Source organism: Neisseria sp. P0020.S005, from assembly GCF_051957055.1.
Lineage (GTDB): Bacteria > Pseudomonadota > Gammaproteobacteria > Burkholderiales > Neisseriaceae > Neisseria > Neisseria subflava_A.
In genome coordinates this window covers 23,171-39,507 of record NZ_JBQCWV010000014.1, presented here as the reverse complement: position 1 = coordinate 39,507, position 16,337 = coordinate 23,171, and the positions used below count along the sequence as shown (strand labels likewise).

Annotated in this window: 18 protein-coding genes and 1 pseudogene; 8 read left to right on the top strand and 11 right to left on the bottom strand. The window is 48.2% G+C overall.

Going from position 1 to position 16,337, the window contains the following annotated elements:
* The first annotated feature begins 12 nt into the window (after window positions 1-12).
* Both ACTHTU_RS10445 and nagZ read left to right on the top strand, forming a co-directional pair.
* Window positions 13-1,533, top strand: a complete 1,521-nt coding sequence (locus tag ACTHTU_RS10445) for a Na+/H+ antiporter NhaC family protein (protein ID WP_440362499.1) — start codon at window positions 13-15, stop codon at window positions 1,531-1,533.
* A gap of 96 nt (window positions 1,534-1,629) precedes the next feature.
* Window positions 1,630-2,715 carry a beta-N-acetylhexosaminidase gene (gene nagZ, locus ACTHTU_RS10440; protein WP_440362498.1) on the top strand — a complete coding sequence of 362 codons (1,086 nt, stop codon included), beginning with the start codon at window positions 1,630-1,632 and terminating at the stop codon, window positions 2,713-2,715.
* A gap of 80 nt (window positions 2,716-2,795) precedes the next feature.
* Here the strand turns inward: nagZ and ACTHTU_RS10435 are convergent, their stop codons facing one another.
* From ACTHTU_RS10435 to ACTHTU_RS10420, 4 genes and pseudogenes are all read right to left on the bottom strand, one after another.
* The gene (locus ACTHTU_RS10435; protein WP_440362497.1) at window positions 2,796-3,542 is read right to left on the bottom strand and encodes an amino acid ABC transporter permease; all 747 of its coding nucleotides are present in this window, start codon (window positions 3,540-3,542) and stop codon (window positions 2,796-2,798) included.
* A gap of 313 nt (window positions 3,543-3,855) precedes the next feature.
* Window positions 3,856-4,386, bottom strand: a complete 531-nt coding sequence (locus ACTHTU_RS10430) for an ankyrin repeat domain-containing protein (protein WP_296184646.1) — start codon at window positions 4,384-4,386, stop codon at window positions 3,856-3,858.
* A 1-nt stretch (window position 4,387) separates the two neighbouring features.
* On the bottom strand, window positions 4,388-4,978 hold the full coding sequence (locus ACTHTU_RS10425; RefSeq protein WP_440362510.1) for a GH-E family nuclease: 591 nt from the start codon (window positions 4,976-4,978) through the stop codon (window positions 4,388-4,390).
* Window positions 4,979-5,083: pseudogene (locus ACTHTU_RS10420) on the bottom strand (polymorphic toxin-type HINT domain-containing protein); the annotation flags it as partial.
* 187 nt (window positions 5,084-5,270) lie between these two features.
* Here ACTHTU_RS10420 and trhP point away from each other — a divergent pair.
* Complete coding sequence (gene trhP / locus ACTHTU_RS10415) at window positions 5,271-6,626, top strand: prephenate-dependent tRNA uridine(34) hydroxylase TrhP (RefSeq protein WP_070606783.1); 1,356 nt, start codon at window positions 5,271-5,273, stop codon at window positions 6,624-6,626.
* A 61-nt stretch (window positions 6,627-6,687) separates the two neighbouring features.
* On the opposite strand, the gene hemC is transcribed toward trhP, so the two are convergent.
* From hemC to ACTHTU_RS10400, 3 genes are all read right to left on the bottom strand, one after another.
* Window positions 6,688-7,623 carry a hydroxymethylbilane synthase gene (hemC, locus tag ACTHTU_RS10410; protein ID WP_107810756.1) on the bottom strand — a complete coding sequence of 312 codons (936 nt, stop codon included), beginning with the start codon at window positions 7,621-7,623 and terminating at the stop codon, window positions 6,688-6,690.
* Window positions 7,624-7,660: 37 nt separating this feature from the next.
* Window positions 7,661-7,990, bottom strand: coding sequence for a hypothetical protein (locus ACTHTU_RS10405; protein WP_440362496.1), 330 nt, complete (start codon window positions 7,988-7,990; stop codon window positions 7,661-7,663).
* An 80-nt stretch (window positions 7,991-8,070) separates the two neighbouring features.
* Window positions 8,071-8,256 (bottom strand): hypothetical protein, encoded by a 186-nt coding sequence (locus ACTHTU_RS10400; protein ID WP_440362495.1) that lies wholly within the window; start codon window positions 8,254-8,256, stop codon window positions 8,071-8,073.
* Window positions 8,257-8,467: 211 nt separating this feature from the next.
* Here ACTHTU_RS10400 and ybeY point away from each other — a divergent pair, with 211 nt between their 5' ends.
* From ybeY to ACTHTU_RS10375, 5 genes are all read left to right on the top strand, one after another.
* Entirely contained in the window at window positions 8,468-8,983 is a 516-nt protein-coding gene (gene ybeY, locus ACTHTU_RS10395) for an rRNA maturation RNase YbeY (RefSeq protein WP_440362494.1), read from the top strand.
* 1 nt (window position 8,984) lies between these two features.
* A complete protein-coding gene (locus ACTHTU_RS10390) occupies window positions 8,985-9,827 on the top strand; it encodes an HlyC/CorC family transporter (protein ID WP_070589562.1) in 843 nt (280 codons plus the stop codon).
* Window positions 9,824-10,561: a methionine ABC transporter ATP-binding protein gene (locus tag ACTHTU_RS10385; RefSeq protein ID WP_004519679.1), complete on the top strand. Its 738-nt coding sequence runs from the start codon at window positions 9,824-9,826 to the stop codon at window positions 10,559-10,561. Before ACTHTU_RS10390 ends, ACTHTU_RS10385 begins: the two co-directional genes overlap by 4 nt.
* Window position 10,562: 1 nt before the next feature.
* On the top strand, window positions 10,563-11,249 hold the full coding sequence (locus ACTHTU_RS10380; RefSeq protein WP_070587440.1) for a methionine ABC transporter permease: 687 nt from the start codon (window positions 10,563-10,565) through the stop codon (window positions 11,247-11,249).
* 186 nt (window positions 11,250-11,435) lie between these two features.
* The gene (locus tag ACTHTU_RS10375) at window positions 11,436-12,347 is read left to right on the top strand and encodes a MetQ/NlpA family ABC transporter substrate-binding protein (protein WP_070589559.1); all 912 of its coding nucleotides are present in this window, start codon (window positions 11,436-11,438) and stop codon (window positions 12,345-12,347) included.
* A 596-nt stretch (window positions 12,348-12,943) separates the two neighbouring features.
* Here the strand turns inward: ACTHTU_RS10375 and ACTHTU_RS10370 are convergent.
* The 4 genes from ACTHTU_RS10370 to ACTHTU_RS10355 form a co-directional block, all read right to left on the bottom strand.
* Entirely contained in the window at window positions 12,944-13,969 is a 1,026-nt protein-coding gene (locus ACTHTU_RS10370; RefSeq protein WP_440362493.1) for an FAD:protein FMN transferase, read from the bottom strand.
* A 117-nt stretch (window positions 13,970-14,086) separates the two neighbouring features.
* Window positions 14,087-14,581, bottom strand: a complete 495-nt coding sequence (locus ACTHTU_RS10365) for a nitrous oxide reductase accessory protein NosL (protein WP_070459272.1) — start codon at window positions 14,579-14,581, stop codon at window positions 14,087-14,089.
* The gene (locus tag ACTHTU_RS10360) at window positions 14,578-15,408 is read right to left on the bottom strand and encodes an ABC transporter permease (protein ID WP_070459269.1); all 831 of its coding nucleotides are present in this window, start codon (window positions 15,406-15,408) and stop codon (window positions 14,578-14,580) included. The genes ACTHTU_RS10365 and ACTHTU_RS10360 overlap by 4 nt, the downstream gene beginning before the upstream one ends.
* The gene (locus ACTHTU_RS10355; protein WP_003684436.1) at window positions 15,405-16,298 is read right to left on the bottom strand and encodes an ABC transporter ATP-binding protein; all 894 of its coding nucleotides are present in this window, start codon (window positions 16,296-16,298) and stop codon (window positions 15,405-15,407) included. The genes ACTHTU_RS10360 and ACTHTU_RS10355 overlap by 4 nt, the downstream gene beginning before the upstream one ends.
* Window positions 16,299-16,337: the final 39 nt, after the last annotated feature.

Sequence of the window (16,337 nt, the reverse complement as noted above, 5' to 3'; positions counted from 1 at the left end):
CACAATATAATTATGCAACTTATTAATTATTCGAATTCTATTTTATCTATCGTCCCGGCAGCCATCGCGCTCGCCTTGGCCATTGCAACGCGCCGTGTATTACTGTCCTTAGGTGTCGGCATTATCGTCGGCTCATTCCTGCTGGTAGGCGGTAATCCACTTGATGCCTTGGTTCACTTAAAAGACATGGCTGTCAGCCTGACTTGGGCGGACGGTGATTGGTCTTTGGGCAAACCCAAAATCCTGCTCTTTTTGGTGCTTTTGGGGATTTTCACTTCCCTGCTGACTCATTCCGGCAGCAACCAAGCATTTGCCGATTGGGCAAAACAGCACATCAAAGGCCGTCGCGGTGCAAAACTGCTGACTGCCTGTTTGGTATTCGTTACCTTTATTGACGACTATTTCCACAGCCTTGCCGTCGGTGCGATTGCCCGCCCTGTAACCGACAAATTCAAAGTTTCCCGCGCCAAACTGGCTTATATCCTTGACTCCACTGCCGCGCCGATGTGCGTTTTGATGCCAGTATCCAGTTGGGGGGCATCGATTATCGCTACTTTGGCCGGCCTTTTGGTGACTTACAACATCACAGACTACACACCGATGGGCGCATTCGTGGCCATGAGCCTGATGAATTACTACGCCGTCTTCGCGTTGATTATGGTGTTTGTCGTAGCTTGGTTCTCCTTCGACATCGGCTCCATGGCCCGTTTGGAACGTGCCGCTTTGAACGAAATTCATGATGAAACTGTTGAGACAGGTCATCCTAACGGTCGTGTATTCGCGCTGATTGTGCCGGTTTTGGTACTGATTTTCGCCACGGTTTCCGCCATGATTTACACTGGCGCACAAGCTTCTGAAACCTTCTCTTTGCTCAGCGCGTTTGAAAATACCGATGTGAACACTTCCCTCGTGTTCGGCGGCACCTGCGGCGTATTGGCCGTCATCCTCTGCACCATCGGCACCATCAAAACCGGCGATTACCCTAAAGCCATTTGGCAGGGCATCATCTCTATGCGCGGTGCCATTACCATCTTAATTTTGGCATGGATCATCAGCACCGTTGTCAGCGAGATGCACACCGGCGAATACCTCTCCACTTTGGTGGCAGGCAATATCCACGCAGGCTTCCTACCCGTGATTTTGTTTCTGCTCGCAGGCGTGATGGCCTTCGCTACCGGCACAAGTTGGGGCACATTCGGCATCATGTTGCCGATTGCCGCCGCCATGGCCGTCAAAGTCGAACCTTCGCTGATTATCCCTTGCATGTCTGCCGTAATGGCCGGTGCCGTATTTGGAGACCACTGCTCGCCAATTTCCGATACCACCATCCTCTCTTCTACCGGCGCACACTGTAACCACATCGACCACGTTACCTCGCAATTCCCTTATGCGCTGACCGTAGCCGCATCTGCTGCCACAGGCTACCTCGCACTGGGCATGACCGGCTCTGCGCCTTTAGGTTTTGTGGTAACCGGCATCGTGATGGTTGTGTTGGTTTTCATCTTAAAAGACAAGAAAAAAGCAACTGCCTAATTCAAAACCAATATTCAGACGGCCTGAGATATTCATACACTCTCAGGCCGTCTGAACATAACGATTATCCAATATATACATTTTCAGGACAAAACAATGAATACGCCTCATCTTCCACGCGGCCCAGTTATGGCCGACGTCGCCGCCTACCATCTGACCGAAGAAGAAAAACAACGCCTGCTCGACCCTGCCGTCGGTGGCGTTATTTTGTTCCGCCGCAACTTTGAAAACGTTTCCCAGCTCAAAGCTTTGGTTCAAGAAATCAAAGCCGTCCGCACACCTGAACTCATCATCGCCGTCGACCACGAAGGCGGACGGGTTCAACGTTTTATTGACGGCTTCACCCGCCTGCCGGCCATGAACGTATTGGGCGAAATTTGGGACAACGAAGGCAAAGAAGCCGCATGCGCCCAAGCAGAACAAGTCGGCTGGGTTTTGGCTACCGAACTCTCCGCCTGCGGTATCGACCTATCCTTTACGCCTGTATTGGATTTGGACTGGGGTCAATGCGCCGTCATCGGCAACCGCAGTTTCCACCGCGACGCCAACATCGTGACTCAGCTTGCCCTTGCCCTGCAAAAAGGCCTGAACAAAGGCGGCATGAAATCTTGCGGCAAACACTTCCCCGGCCACGGCTTTGTCGAAGGCGACAGCCATCACGTCCTGCCTTGTGACGAACGCAGCCGCGAAGCGCTCGAAGCCGCCGACCTTATCCCCTTCCGAGCATTGAGCCAGGCAGGCATGGCGGCAGTGATGCCTGCCCACGTCGTCTATCCTCAAACCGACAGCCAACCTGCCGGTTTCTCTGAAAAATGGCTGAAACAAATCCTGCGCCAAGAAATCGGATTTAACGGCGTTATCTTTTCAGACGACCTGACCATGGAAGGTGCATGCGGTGTCGGTGGTATTAAAGAACGCGCCCGCCTTTCTTTTGAAGCAGGCTGCGATATTGTACTGGTGTGCAACCGTCCTGACTTGGTAGATGAATTGCGAGACGGTTTCCATGCGCCGGAAAACGCCGACTTGGCAGCGCGTTGGCAATACATGGCCAATACATTGACCGTACAAGAAGCTGCCGACATCATGGCAACCGAAGCATTCCATGCCGCCCAACAGGCAACTGCCAAACTGGCAACGCCTAAAGACATCGCAGGCGGTGTCAAAGTCGGCGAAGCATTCTGATTCAAGGCCGTCTGAAACATTGACGGCAAATAAAAAAAAAGGAAGACTTGAAAAAGTCTTCCTTTTTTTATTCAAACCGATTAGCGGTGTTGCGGATTGTAACGGCTTTCCAATCGCAGGAATACCCAACCCAAAAAGCTTGTCAGCACCAAATAAATCAGCGCGATTGTATAAAGCGGTTCTTCATAGACAGAATAGCGGCCGGTAATCGTGCTTTGTACATAAGCCAACTCAGCCACGCCAATGACCGACAACAATGAGCTGTCTTTCAACAAAGTAATAAATTCACTGGCCAATGGCGGCAACATACGGCGCAACGCTTGAGGCAAAATGACATAACGCATCGCCTGAGTATAGGTCAGACCCAAAGAACGCGCAGCTTCCATTTGGCCCTTATCAATCGACTGGATACCGGCACGGAAAATCTCACAAATATACGCACCCGAGTTCGCAATCAACGCCAAAGAACCGGCAATCAACGCACCATAAGAACGGCGCAAATCAACGGCTGCTTCGCCGCTAATCAGCACACCGTCGGCCGGGTGAACGAAAAATGGGAACCAAACATAAGCCCAAATCACAATTTGTACAAACAATGGCGTACCGCGAAACAGCGTCACATACCAAAAAGAAATCTTACGCAACACCCAAGCCAAGGCACGCATCGATGCACCGGCTTTTTCCGGATTAATCAAACGCGCCAATGCCAGCAGCAAACCCAAAATTGAGCCGCCTGCCGTTGCAACCACCGTCAGTCCCAGCGTCGTCAACACACCGTATAAAAACATCCAGCGGTATTCATAAATAATGTCAAAACGAAAATCCATAAATCTTCCGTCGGTCAAAATCGGTAACTAATCCGAATATTTTTTAAAATGAAGCTTGATATTTTACAAGAAAATACATTGCTTGAACGGTTTTTTGTTAAATTATTCCGCCCAACCCTGCTTTTTTTACATTCCCAACGTATTGCAGCCACTTTTTACCTTTCATCATAGTAAAAATTAGCATATTTTGACAAAAATCGCAAAAAACTTAAGCTAAATGGCTGAAAACAAAGTGCGGTTAATTTCTAAGAAGTTTTTAAACTCACTAAAAATTAACCGAACTTGATACTTCCGATAGACTCAATATTTAACACTACAAATATTTTTTCATCAATTCATAAATTGGTTTTAATTGAGGCTCATTAGCTGTAGGTTTATAACTTTCAAGAATGGTTTCATCCTCATTTACTAAGTAATGCACATTTGCCCCTTTTTGAAGCATAAGCTCTAAAACATCCAATCTCTCTGGGATATATCCAATCATAGATAAAGGGATTAAACCATCTTGGTTGGGTAAATTAGGATTTGCTCCTGCTTTGAGCAACGCTATCGCCGCCTCAGCATTTTTACTTCGTAATGCATAATGCAAAGGAGTCATTCCGTACATATCTTGCGCATTAATCTCCACTCCATGTTTTATATAAAACTCCACAACCGACAATGGAGCCGCAAAAATTAAATTACACTGGTGTAGCCAATTCCATTTGTCTGCCGATACATAGTGAATATCTAACTTTTTACTTATAAAGAAAATATCCTCCAGCATTGCGATATTTCCTTCTCTATCTGATATCGCAACAAGCATCTTAGGGTCATCTTTATATTCTTCATATAAATTTGTCATATTAGTTTCCTCTTTTGTGTAAAAACAATTTCATATCCTCTTTAATTTTTTGAATATCACCATTTCCCGGCATCTCATTTCTATGACTCCGATTTTCAGACATATTTTCTAACCTAAATTTATTAGGTCTTGCATTTACATAATCATTAAATTGTTTTTGACTCCGATTTAATTCTTTAGCTGCAAGAGATAATCGTCTATGCTCCCAGCCATATGCATGTCCTATATCGATTGGTCCTTTGATTATCGCACGAGTAATCTTATCTCGGTAATCACCATTAGGTAGAGCTTCGTATTGTTCAAAGATTTTCTTCATGGTATCAGAACGAAGATAGGAACGATTATAAAATTGATCTACAGGTTTATCTGTCGATAAATAACGTCCTGTTTGCTCATCAATTCGTTGAGATAGTCTATTAAAATGAGGATCTGTTCCTGCGTTATGATTCACTGTTTCAAAACGATTTAAGTCTTTTTTGATCACAGTAATTTCTTTTCCATCCTGATTTTTAAACTTATAAGCATGATATCCATCAATATCTTTTACTCGCTTAGCTCCATCAGGTAAAGCATGCCAACAATCATTATGCACCCATACTCCATCCGAATCACTATTAGCTCCTTTAATGAAGTAAGTATGGTCATTTTCAACCGTTAAGTTATATGCATTCAACTTCTTAGCCTTAATGCTAACATCTTTTACCGCCTGCCATTAGCTATTCTCTGATAGGACATTTTCCGTATAAAAAACAAAGCGCAAACCCGACACAAAATTGACCGAAATGCAAAAACAGCGGATAATCCGCCCATTCTTCAAACATATTTCAGACGGCCTTCCCTCTTCCCTTGAGTGCCGTCTGAAAACATTTTAAAAAGCATAAAACATGAAAGCACCCGAACTCTTATTACCGGCCGGCGGCCTCGAACGTATGCGCGCTGCCTACGATTACGGCGCAGATGCCGTTTACGCCGGCAGCCCGCGTTACTCCCTGCGCGCCCGCAACAACGAATTTGCCAAACTCGACGTTCTCGAGCAAGGCATTAAAGAAGCGCACGAGCGCAACAAAAAATTCTTTTTGACCGTCAACACGCTACCGCACAACTCCAAACTCAAAACCTTTGTTTCCGATATGGAGCCCTTGATTGCCATGAAACCTGACGCGCTGATTATGGCGGATCCGGGCTTAATCATGACTGTGCGCGAAAAATGGCCGGAAATGCCGATCCACCTGTCCGTACAGGCAAACACCACCAACTACTGGGGCGTAAAATTCTGGCAAAACATCGGTGTCGAACGTATCATCCTGTCGCGCGAATTGAGCATGGAAGAAATCGCCGAAATCCGCCAAGAATGCCCCGACATCGAACTCGAAGTCTTCATTCACGGCGCATTGTGCATTGCCTACTCCGGCCGCTGCCTGCTCTCCGGCTACTTCAACCACCGCGACCCCAACCAAGGCACCTGCACCAATTCCTGCCGTTGGGATTACAAAGTCCACAACGCCGTCGAAAGCGACGCGGGCGATGCCCAACTTCTGCAAGGTTTCAACTTTGAAAAAGCCCAAGAAGAAGCCAACCAAAACTTTGAAGGCATCAATGGTCAAAAACGCCATCCCTACGCCGACAAAGTTTTCCTGATTGAAGAGTCCAACCGCCCGGGCGAAATGATGCCGATTATGGAAGACGAACACGGCACCTACATCATGAACTCCAAAGACCTACGCGGTATTGAAGTGGTTGAGAAACTGGCCAAAATCGGCGTGGACAGCCTCAAAGTCGAAGGCCGCACCAAGTCGCTTTATTATGTTGCACGCGTGGCCCAGTCCTACCGCAAAGCGATTGATGATGCCGTTGCAGGCCGTCCGTTTGACTACGGCTTGTTGAGCGAACTCGAAGGCCTTGCCAACCGTGGCTACACCAGCGGCTTCCTTGAGCGCCACCAAACTCAGGATTACCAAAACTACCTGACCGGCCACTCCATCGCCAAACAAAGCCAATATGTCGGCCATGTTACCGAAATTGATGAAAACGGCTGGGCAACCATCGAAGTCAAAAACCGCTTTGCCATCGGCGATTCACTCGAAATCATCCACCCGAGCGGCAACCAAACCATCAAATTGGAACAAATGACCCGCAAAGGCCAGCCTGTCGATGTTGCCCCAGGCAACGGCATTCAGGTCAAAATCCCGAATATGCAAGGCAAAGAAAAAGCTTTGGTTGCGCGGATTATGAATCCTTAAGCATCAAAAAATAAAGGCCGTCTGAAAGTTTCAGACGGCCTTTTAAATGATCTATGCTGTTTTAAGCCTGTTCTTGCAATACGGCGGCAATCAATTCTTCCGCACCATCATCTGCCAGTTTTTTGGCGACTGCACGACCCAAGGCATCGGCATATTCGGCAGGGGCTTGCGCGTCCGCCTGCAAAATGACCGAACCGTCAGGATGGCCGACCAAGCCGCGCAAGGTCAGCAAGCCGTTTTCTTCAGTGCAATATGCGGCCAGCGGCACTTGGCAGCTTCCGCCCAAAGCGCGCGCCAACGCACGTTCGGCTGTAACGCAGGCGTGTGTGGTATCGTGGTTCAACGGCTTTAAGACTTCGTACAAATCTTCGCGATGCGCTGCAATTTCAATACCCAATGCGCCTTGTCCGGCAGCAGGCAGACTGTCGGATTCCGACAAAATCATGCGGATGCGTTCGTCCAGTTCCAGACGCTGCAAACCGGCGGCGGCCAAGATAATCGCGTCGTATTCGCCGTTATCGAGTTTGGACAAACGGGTTTGCACATTGCCGCGCAAAGGTTTGATAACCAAATGCGGATAGCGCGCGCGCAACTGGGCTTCGCGGCGCAGGCTGGATGTACCGACGACAGCACCTTTGGGCATTTCTTCCAAACGTGCGTATTGGTTGGATACAAATGCGTCAAACGGATTGGCGCGTTCGCCGATGGCCGCAAGCGCGAAACCTTCAGGCAAATCCATCGGCACATCTTTAATAGAATGCACGGCCAAGTCGGCTCGACCGTCATACAAAGCCTGTTCCAACTCTTTGACAAACAAGCCTTTACCGCCGACTTTTGACAAAGTTCTGTCCAAAATCTGGTCGCCGCGCGTGGTCATGCCCAAAATCTCGACTTCGCAATCGGGATACAGGGCTTTCAGACGGCCTTGGATATGTTTTGCCTGCCACATGGCAAGCAGACTTTCGCGACTGGCGATAACGAGTTTTTTCGGGTTCATGATTATTTCCAGCAATCGGGACTAACAAGACACCAGTCTAACACAAACTTTCTACAATGATAGCCTGCTCGTATCTTCCTGATGCACCGAAACTGTTCCCGCTGTTATTTTCTCGCGTAATCTTATGCCCTTTTACGCACACTTCGCGCACTACTTCAAACGCACCCGTTTTCTGCCTTGCTTCTTTGATAAGGGGCAGAAGTATTCCACGAGGATCGTTTAAATAATACGTTTTGCCTTGAAACAACAATTCCGCTTCTTCCAGCGAAATACGCATAGTGCCGCGCATTTCTGATACGGAATTCTGTGGTTTGGCGGAGCAGGCAACAAGAAGGATTAAACTTAACTGAATTAATCCATATCTCATACTAAATCCTCAGCAATATCCCCATCGTATAACTAACTATACGACGGGGACGCTTACAAATAAACTGTCTTTAGGATATTTTACCAGAATCGACCAGTTTGACGATAATGGGCAAAAGGATTAGGAATCATAATTCTAGGATTCCAAGGCAATGGGGTATGAGCATAACCTGAGCGCATGTCTATGACATTAACACTCATTTCTCGACCTTTCCAATTCATTCCACCACTGACATATTGTAACTCTTTGGAATTTAACTCTTTCATTTGAGTCTCCCTCAATCTTATCTTACATTGACAAAAAAAATCACATATAATTCAATCCCTCAAAAAGGATTCATTTACAATATCAGATCAAGTAAAGACTTAGGAATTACTTGAAATTATATTAAAAATGTGAATCAATTCTATCATGGAAATTGGTAAATGTTTTGTATATTTACACAATTTATTATTCTTTATGATGTAAACCACTGAAATGAAATGCGCCAAACAATATCCTTTTTTATCCTTACAGCGGCAACGTTTTCATCTGAACTTTGAAAACGCTTCTTCCGCCGCCAACCTTCCTTCAGAGAACGATTTCTACCGCTGGGCGTGGTCTGCCTTGAAAAACGAATACCGCCGCGCAGACATCAGCCTGATTCTTCTGGACGAAGAAGAAGCCCGCGCCTACAACCGCGACTACCGCGGCAAAGATTACGCCACCAATGTATTGAGTTTCGCGCTCAACGAAGGCGAAATCCTGCCCGACCAGTTTTCAGACGGCCTGTATGGCGATTTGGTGATTTGCCCGCAAGTGGTTTTAAAAGAAGCCGCCGAACAAGGCAAAACACCCGAGCAGCATTTTGCCCACCTGACCATACACGGTACTTTACACCTGATGGGCTACGACCACATCGAAGACGATGAAGCCGAAATAATGGAAGCCGAAGAAATCCGCCTGATGCTGGCGGCAGGCTTCCCCAACCCCTACCAAGAGGACGAATATTAAAATGGACGGTACGCAGTCGAAACCCAAGTTTTTCGAACGCCTAATCTCCCGACTTGCCGGCGAGCCCGACTCCGCCGAAGACGTATTGACCCTGCTGCGCCAAGCGCACGAGCAGGAAGTTTTTGACGCCGACACACTGACCCGGCTGGAAAAAGTATTGGACTTTGCCGAGCTGGAAGTTCGCGACGCCATGATTACGCGCAGCCGCATGAACGTATTGAAAGAGAACGACAGCATCGAGCGCATCACGGCCTACGTCATCGAAACTGCCCATTCGCGCTTCCCCGTCATTGGTGAAGACAAAGACGAAGTTTTGGGCATTTTGCACGCCAAAGACCTGCTCAAATATATGTTCAACCCCGAGCAGTTCCACCTGAAATCCGTCTTGCGCCCTGCCGTTTTCGTTCCCGAAGGCAAATCTTTGACCGCCCTTTTAAAAGAGTTCCGCGAACAGCGCAACCACATGGCGATTGTCATCGACGAATACGGCGGCACATCCGGATTGGTCACCTTTGAAGACATCATTGAGCAAATCGTCGGCGAAATCGAAGACGAGTTTGACGAAGACGACAGCGCCGATAATATCCACGCCGTTTCTTCCGAACGCTGGCGCATCCACGCGGCTACCGAAATCGAAGACATCAACACCTTCTTCGGCACGGAATACAGCAGCGAAGAAGCCGACACCATCGGCGGCCTGGTCATTCAAGAGTTGGGACACCTGCCCGTGCGCGGCGAAAAAGTCATCATCGGCAGCCTGCAATTTACCGTCGCACGTGCCGACAACCGCCGTCTGCACACCCTGATGGCCACACGAATTAAAGAAAACACGGATAAACCATGATTATTCTGGATCACGTCTCCAAACACTATCAAACACGCGACAACAAAGACTTTGTCGCCGTCGAGCCGACCAGCCTCGAAATCAAACAGGGTGAAATCTTTGGCCTGATGGGCTATTCCGGCGCAGGCAAATCCACCCTGCTGCGCCTGATTAACTTATTGGAACGTCCGGATACAGGTACAGTCAGCGTATGCGGCCAAGAACTGACCGCGCTCAACGCCACGCAACTGCGCCACGCCCGACAAAACATCGGCATGGTATTCCAACAGTTCAACCTATTGAGCAACCGTACCGTTGCCGAAAACGTCGCCTTCCCTTTAGAAATTGCCAAATGGCCGTCTAAAAAAATCCAAGCGCGTGTTGAAGAATGTTTGGAAATCGTCGACTTGCAAGACCGCGCCAACCATTACCCGTCCCAACTTTCCGGCGGTCAAAAACAACGTGTCGGCATTGCCCGCGCGCTGGCACCGCAACCTCAAGTCATCCTCGCCGACGAACCCACTTCTGCCCTCGACCCCGCCACTACGCGCAGCGTTTTGAAGTGTTTGGAAGACATCAACCGACGTTTCAACGTAACCATCGTCATCGTTACCCACGAAATGAGCGTTATCCGCCGCCTGTGCGACCGTGCCGCCCTCTTGGACAAAGGCCGTCTGCTGGAAATCGTTGAAGTACACGGCAACCAAATCCATGCCCAATCCGAAATCGGGCAAGAGCTGATTCGAGAGGACTAATATGGCAGATTTAACATTTGAAAGTGCTGTTGAGACCATCGTCAGCATGAAGGGCGAAATTATCCAAGCCTTGGGCGAAACCTTTATTATGGTCGGTCTATCGACTACTTTTGCCGTTATCTTCGGTACGATTTTAGGCGTATTGCTATTTGTGACATCAAGTCATCAGTTGCACTACAACAAACAGCTGAATTTGTTTTTGGACAACCTGGTCAACCTGATGCGTGCGTTCCCTTTCGTCATCCTGATGATTGCCATGATTCCTGTTACACGCGCCATCATCGGCACGACCATCGGCCCGGTTGCCGCCTCATTGGTATTGAGCGTATCCGGCTTGTTCTACTTCGCCCGTCTGGTCGAGCAAAACCTGCGCGAGGTACCCAGAGGCGTAATTGAAGCGGCCTCCGCAATGGGTGCCTCACCCATGAGCATCATCTGCAAAGTGCTTTTGAATGAAGCGCGCGCAGGTATGGTTTCCAGCATTACCGTACTGGCTATCGGCCTTCTGTCGTACAGCGCAGCGGCAGGCATGATTGGCGGCGGCGGCTTGGGCGACCTTGCCATCCGTTACGGCTACTACCGCTATCAAATGGAAGTCATCATCTTCATTGTCGCCATCCTGGTTTTACTCGTTATCCTGATTCAAGGTATCGGCAACAGATTGGCGCGCAAACTGGATAAACGTTAAGCAAACAGGCCGTCTGAAATGGACTTACTATTTTTCAGACGGCCTGTTATCTATTTAGGGCATATATTCCAAATAAATTTACAAAAAACATCCTCATATTTCCAAAATAGATTTACAATCCCTCTTTTTTGACGGCGGCGGCTTGAGGCCGTCTGAAACCGTTTTATCATCCATTAGGAGCAAAATATGCAAATCAACACATTCTTCAAAACCCTTTCAGCCGCTGCGCTGGCCATCGTACTGGCTGCCTGCGGCGGTCAAAAAGACAGCGCGCCTGCTGCTTCTGCCGCTTCTTCTGCCGACAATGGCGCAGAGAAAAAAGAAATCGTCTTCGGTACAACCGTCGGCGACTTCGGCGATATGGTAAAAGACCAAATCCAACCGGCTTTGGAGAAAAAAGGCTATAAAGTCAAACTGATCGAATTCACCGACTATGTGCGTCCCAACCTTGCTTTGGCTGAAGGCGAATTGGACATCAATATCTTCCAACACAAACCTTATCTGGACGACTTCAAAAAAGAACACAAACTGGACATCGTAGAAGCCTTCCAAGTACCGACTGCTCCTTTGGGCCTGTACCCTGGCAAACTGAAATCTTTGGACGAAGTGAAAGACGGCGTCAGCGTTTCTGCACCTAACGACCCGTCCAACTTTGCCCGTGCATTGGTTATGTTGAACGAATTGGGCTGGATTAAACTGAAAGCCGACGTTGACCCGCTGACTGCTTCTAAAAACGATATTGCCGAAAATCCAAAAAACATCCAAATCGTAGAACTTGAAGCCGCCCAACTGCCGCGCAGCCGTGCCGACGTTGACTTTGCCATCGTTAACGGCAACTACGCTATGAGCAGCGGCATGAAACTGACTGAAGCCCTGTTCCAAGAGCCAAGCTTTGCCTACGTTAACTGGTCTGCCGTCCGCACTGCCGACAAAGACAGCCAATGGCTGAAAGATGTAACTGAAGCCTACAACTCTGACGAGTTCAAAGCTTACTCACAAAAACGCTTTGCCGGTTACAAATATCCTGCTGCATGGGGTGAAAACGCAGCTGCAGGCGCTCAAGCCGAAGCTGCTTCTACTGCTTCTGCAACCAAATAAGTAACTTTTTAAAAAAAGGCCGTCTGAACATTCAGACGGCCTTTTTCTATTGATTATCTATTCCCAAAGCTCAAAACAAGTTTTTTGATTAACGCCAAATACTTACATAATTCCCTTTTTAAAACCAAATCAATATGTTGTAAAAAAGTTCAATAAAAAGTCATATTTTTATTCAATAAAATCAATTACTAAATGAATTATTCTAATTTTTTATAATATTCACTAGTAATGTTCCGTTTATCCTGATATTATACCGTTCATCTAAAGACATCCGGTTATCTGCATTACAGACCGTTCATCTGAATTGCTTCAAACCACTTTGTCGGATTTTCCCATGTATGTTGTGTTTCTCCGTATCGAAGGGGTTTGAGCGGTTGAAACCGTATTGCTTAGATATTAAAGCTTCATGCTTTGAAATGAGTGAATTTTTGTTTTAAGTGTCGTAATCTCTTGCTAATTACTCCCAGCTGCAAGAGTTTCAGGGTTGCTCCCTTGGGCAGCCCTTCTTTTTTTATCCTCCATTATTTCAGTAATCGAGCCTTCCCTTCCCTGCCCTATGCACATAGTCAAAATCACAGGCAAGGCTGCCCTTCTCCTCAACTTCCAATCTTCTTCAATTCATTATTCGGCATCACCAGCCAAACCTGTGCCTTTTTAACTTGAGCCGCAGTACGGATGGCTGCTTCATCCATAATGGAGAATGCGGTAGAAAAGGCATCGGCAACCGCCGCACTCTCCGCCATGACGCTCATGCTTTTATAACGCGGTTGGCTTCCGCCTGTACGCGGATCAAAAAGATGAGTAAATTTGCCAGCTTCGTCCATTACCGTGCCATAGCCGCCCGATGTGGCAAAGGCTTGATTTTTCATGGCAATGGTGGTGAGGATTTGGTCTTCTTGGTCAGGATTGCGAATGCTGACATTCCACTCGCGCTGGTTGGCATTATCAAAGCCGTAAATCTCCCCCATATCAATCAATGCCTGGGTAACGCCTTGCTGCTTCAACAATTCGGCTACTTTGTCGGTGATATAGCCCTGCGCAATGCCGTTGAGCGACAAGCCCATGCCTTTTTGGGCAAAACGGATTTCTTTGGTATCAAAATCGACTTTGTTAAAATCCACTAATTTGAGCGTTTCTTTAATACTGAGCTCAGATGGCGGCATTTCGGTTTTAGGGTTTCGTCTGAAGTGGTCGGCATACAAATTCCACAATGGCTGAATGCTAGGATCAAACGCACCCTGCGTCAGCTGATGGATATCTCGGCTGATGCTGAGCAGCTGCAAAAAATCGGATGGCGGATTTTTCAGACGGCCTTCTCGATTTAAGCGGCTGATCAGGCTGTCGTCACGATACAGGCTGAAGATTTTTTCCAATCGTGAGACTTCCGCCAATACTTTGTTGACCAATATTTCCGCCTGCTTACGCTCAACGCCGAACAAACGCAACTCCGCACCCGAACCCAATGCAATGCCTCTCCAAATAACTGGCTGCTCTTCTTGATTTAGGCTAGCCGGATGAATCGGCTGAGTGGTTTTGCGGCTGATGGCAAAAGGAATGCCGACACCGGCGGCAAGTGTGGCGGCGATGGCAAGGAAACGGCGGCGCGTTAAGGGGGTGGACATAAAGTATTCCTTGGATTTTTATCTTTACATTGAAAGCCGCATTCATTAAATCATCAATCGACAGCTTCCAACATAAAGGCCGTCTGAAACAGTTTCAGACGGCCTTTATTGATTGTTTTACTTGAAAATGTATTCGTCGGGCATCTCTGCAAAACCGACTACTCTGCCGCCTTTTTCTTTGGCGAATTTTTCAGCCTGAGCTTTGTCGGCAAACGGAAGCGCGTCTTCCGCACCCATGCCGCCGATAAAGCTGCTTTCGATAACGTAATAGGCTTTTTTCGCATCTATCCATTCGGCGTCGGCATTGGGTTTTTCCCAATCTTTGACTTTGCCCATATCGGTAACATAGATAGCATGAATGCCTTTGGGCTCTTCAGGCAGTTTAGTGTAGCCGAACATCTGCTTGATGGTGGAAAACCAAACCGGTTTGTCAGGTTTGCCGTTCAAGAAGATTTGCGCTTTAGGACCGTTGTGTTCGGTCAAGTTCATGCTGCAGTAATGACCGACTGCACTGTCGCTGATTCGTTGGGGCGTAGGCGGAGGAGTATTTTCCTCTTTGCTACAAGCAGATAAAGCAAGGATGGTGAATGCTGTAAATAATATTTTTCTCATATTTGTCTCTTTCCGAAAATCCAGGCGGCCAAGACCAAGGGAATGATAACCCATAATACCTGCGCCGTCAGCAAAACCGGCATAGTCAGGCTGATTTGATCGCTCAAACCGGCCATCCCTGCGTACATCGCGGTGTTTTCATAACCGGTCAGGTTGAGCAGACGGTAAATGTCGGAAGGATTGAACAAGAGAATGGTTTCTACAACAGGCGCGGTAATAACTTGTTCGGTATCGGCAACCAAAACACCCAAAAGCGCCATATCGAAAATCACCACAAAAAACAGCCATACGCCGATGGCGATACCGGCGGCAGTACCGCGTTCTTTAACTTTCGCGCTGATCAAATAACCCATAGACAAAAAGGCTGCACCAAGAATCACGCTGGCAACAATCAGGAGGGCAAAAGGTTTCCATGCGGCAAGGTCAAAGCCGCCGTTGGCAAGCTGGAGGGTAATGCCGGCCAATCCATAGCCTGCCGTGGTGGCAAGGGCAAGGATGATGAGATGGCCGATAAATTTGCCGGCAAGGATTTGGTTGCGCGAAATCGGATAGCTCAACAACAGCGCCATCGTGCCGCGTTCGATTTCGCCAATCAGCGCGTCATAAGAGAGCAACATCGCAATCAGCGGAATCAGGAAAATCGATAGGCTGGAGAGGCTGACAACGGTAACGGTCAACGGATCGACTTTGACTGTGCCGGTGGGCGAGCTGCCCAGGAAACCCAATGACAGGGCAAGCGCGGCAAGCAGGAGCGCGGCGGCGAGTACCCAACGGTTGCGCAGGCTGTCGCGGACTTCTTTACCGGTAATAATCCAAACGGGGTTCATACGTCTTCCCTTTTTAAGAATTGTGCGTACATATCATCAAGTGTCGGGGTATGGATATCGATATAGGCAAGGTTGCCCAAATCACCCAATTCACTCAAAAGCCCCATACGCTCTTCGGCTTTACATTGCGCTTTATACGACAGGCCGTCTGAAAGCGGCTGCCAACGCTCGCTCAACGGACGCGCTTCTTTCAAACGAACATTGACGGTCAACGGCAAACCACTTTGAACATGCAACTCATCCATGCTGCCATCGGCAACTTTCACACCGTTTTTCATGACGATAATGCGGTCGGCGTGGCCATCGAGTTCGGCAAGCGCGTGCGTGCTGAGCAATACGGTCGCACCGCGTCCATTCAGCTCGCGCACGACTTCGTAAAACATTTGGCGTGAAGCCGGGTCAAGGCCTGTGGTCGGTTCGTCAAACAATAAGACTTTAGGCTCGCCCAACAAGGCTTGTGCCAAAGCGAGACGCTGGCGCATACCTTTGGAGTAAGTGCCGACACGGCGGCGTGCCGCTTGAGAAATGCCGACGCGTTCCAACAACTCACGGTTTTTACTCAAGGGCTGTTTTTTCAGCTTGGCATAGAAATCCATGGTTTCAATGCCGGTCAATGAAGGATGAAGCGCGACGGTTTCAGGCAGGTAGCCGATTTGGCTGCGAAGCAGTGCGCCTGCCTTGCTGCCGGTACGCTCGCCCAGCAACATGACTTCGCCTTCGGTCGGTGTAATCAGGCCGAGTATCAGCTTCATGATGGTGGATTTGCCTGCACCGTTATGCCCTGCCATGCCGACGCTTTCGCCTGCTTTGAGGACTAAATCGACTTGGTTGACGGCTTTTTGACTGCCGAATTGTTTGGTCACGTTTCTTAATTCGACGTGGTTGGTCATGAATAATTCCTTTGTGCTGTTTCAGACGGCCTCATTCAA

Coding starts and splice junctions, on each gene's coding strand:
- ACTHTU_RS10445 (WP_440362499.1), top strand. CDS start 13: ATGCAACTTATTAATTATTCGAATTCTATTTTATCTATCGTCCCGGCA.
- nagZ (WP_440362498.1), top strand. CDS start 1,630: ATGAATACGCCTCATCTTCCACGCGGCCCAGTTATGGCCGACGTCGCC.
- ACTHTU_RS10435 (WP_440362497.1), bottom strand. CDS start 3,542: ATGGATTTTCGTTTTGACATTATTTATGAATACCGCTGGATGTTTTTA.
- ACTHTU_RS10430 (WP_296184646.1), bottom strand. CDS start 4,386: ATGACAAATTTATATGAAGAATATAAAGATGACCCTAAGATGCTTGTT.
- trhP (WP_070606783.1), top strand. CDS start 5,271: ATGAAAGCACCCGAACTCTTATTACCGGCCGGCGGCCTCGAACGTATG.
- hemC (WP_107810756.1), bottom strand. CDS start 7,623: ATGAACCCGAAAAAACTCGTTATCGCCAGTCGCGAAAGTCTGCTTGCC.
- ACTHTU_RS10405 (WP_440362496.1), bottom strand. CDS start 7,990: ATGAGATATGGATTAATTCAGTTAAGTTTAATCCTTCTTGTTGCCTGC.
- ACTHTU_RS10400 (WP_440362495.1), bottom strand. CDS start 8,256: ATGAAAGAGTTAAATTCCAAAGAGTTACAATATGTCAGTGGTGGAATG.
- ybeY (WP_440362494.1), top strand. CDS start 8,468: ATGAAATGCGCCAAACAATATCCTTTTTTATCCTTACAGCGGCAACGT.
- ACTHTU_RS10390 (WP_070589562.1), top strand. CDS start 8,985: ATGGACGGTACGCAGTCGAAACCCAAGTTTTTCGAACGCCTAATCTCC.
- ACTHTU_RS10385 (WP_004519679.1), top strand. CDS start 9,824: ATGATTATTCTGGATCACGTCTCCAAACACTATCAAACACGCGACAAC.
- ACTHTU_RS10380 (WP_070587440.1), top strand. CDS start 10,563: ATGGCAGATTTAACATTTGAAAGTGCTGTTGAGACCATCGTCAGCATG.
- ACTHTU_RS10375 (WP_070589559.1), top strand. CDS start 11,436: ATGCAAATCAACACATTCTTCAAAACCCTTTCAGCCGCTGCGCTGGCC.
- ACTHTU_RS10370 (WP_440362493.1), bottom strand. CDS start 13,969: ATGTCCACCCCCTTAACGCGCCGCCGTTTCCTTGCCATCGCCGCCACA.
- ACTHTU_RS10365 (WP_070459272.1), bottom strand. CDS start 14,581: ATGAGAAAAATATTATTTACAGCATTCACCATCCTTGCTTTATCTGCT.
- ACTHTU_RS10360 (WP_070459269.1), bottom strand. CDS start 15,408: ATGAACCCCGTTTGGATTATTACCGGTAAAGAAGTCCGCGACAGCCTG.
- ACTHTU_RS10355 (WP_003684436.1), bottom strand. CDS start 16,298: ATGACCAACCACGTCGAATTAAGAAACGTGACCAAACAATTCGGCAGT.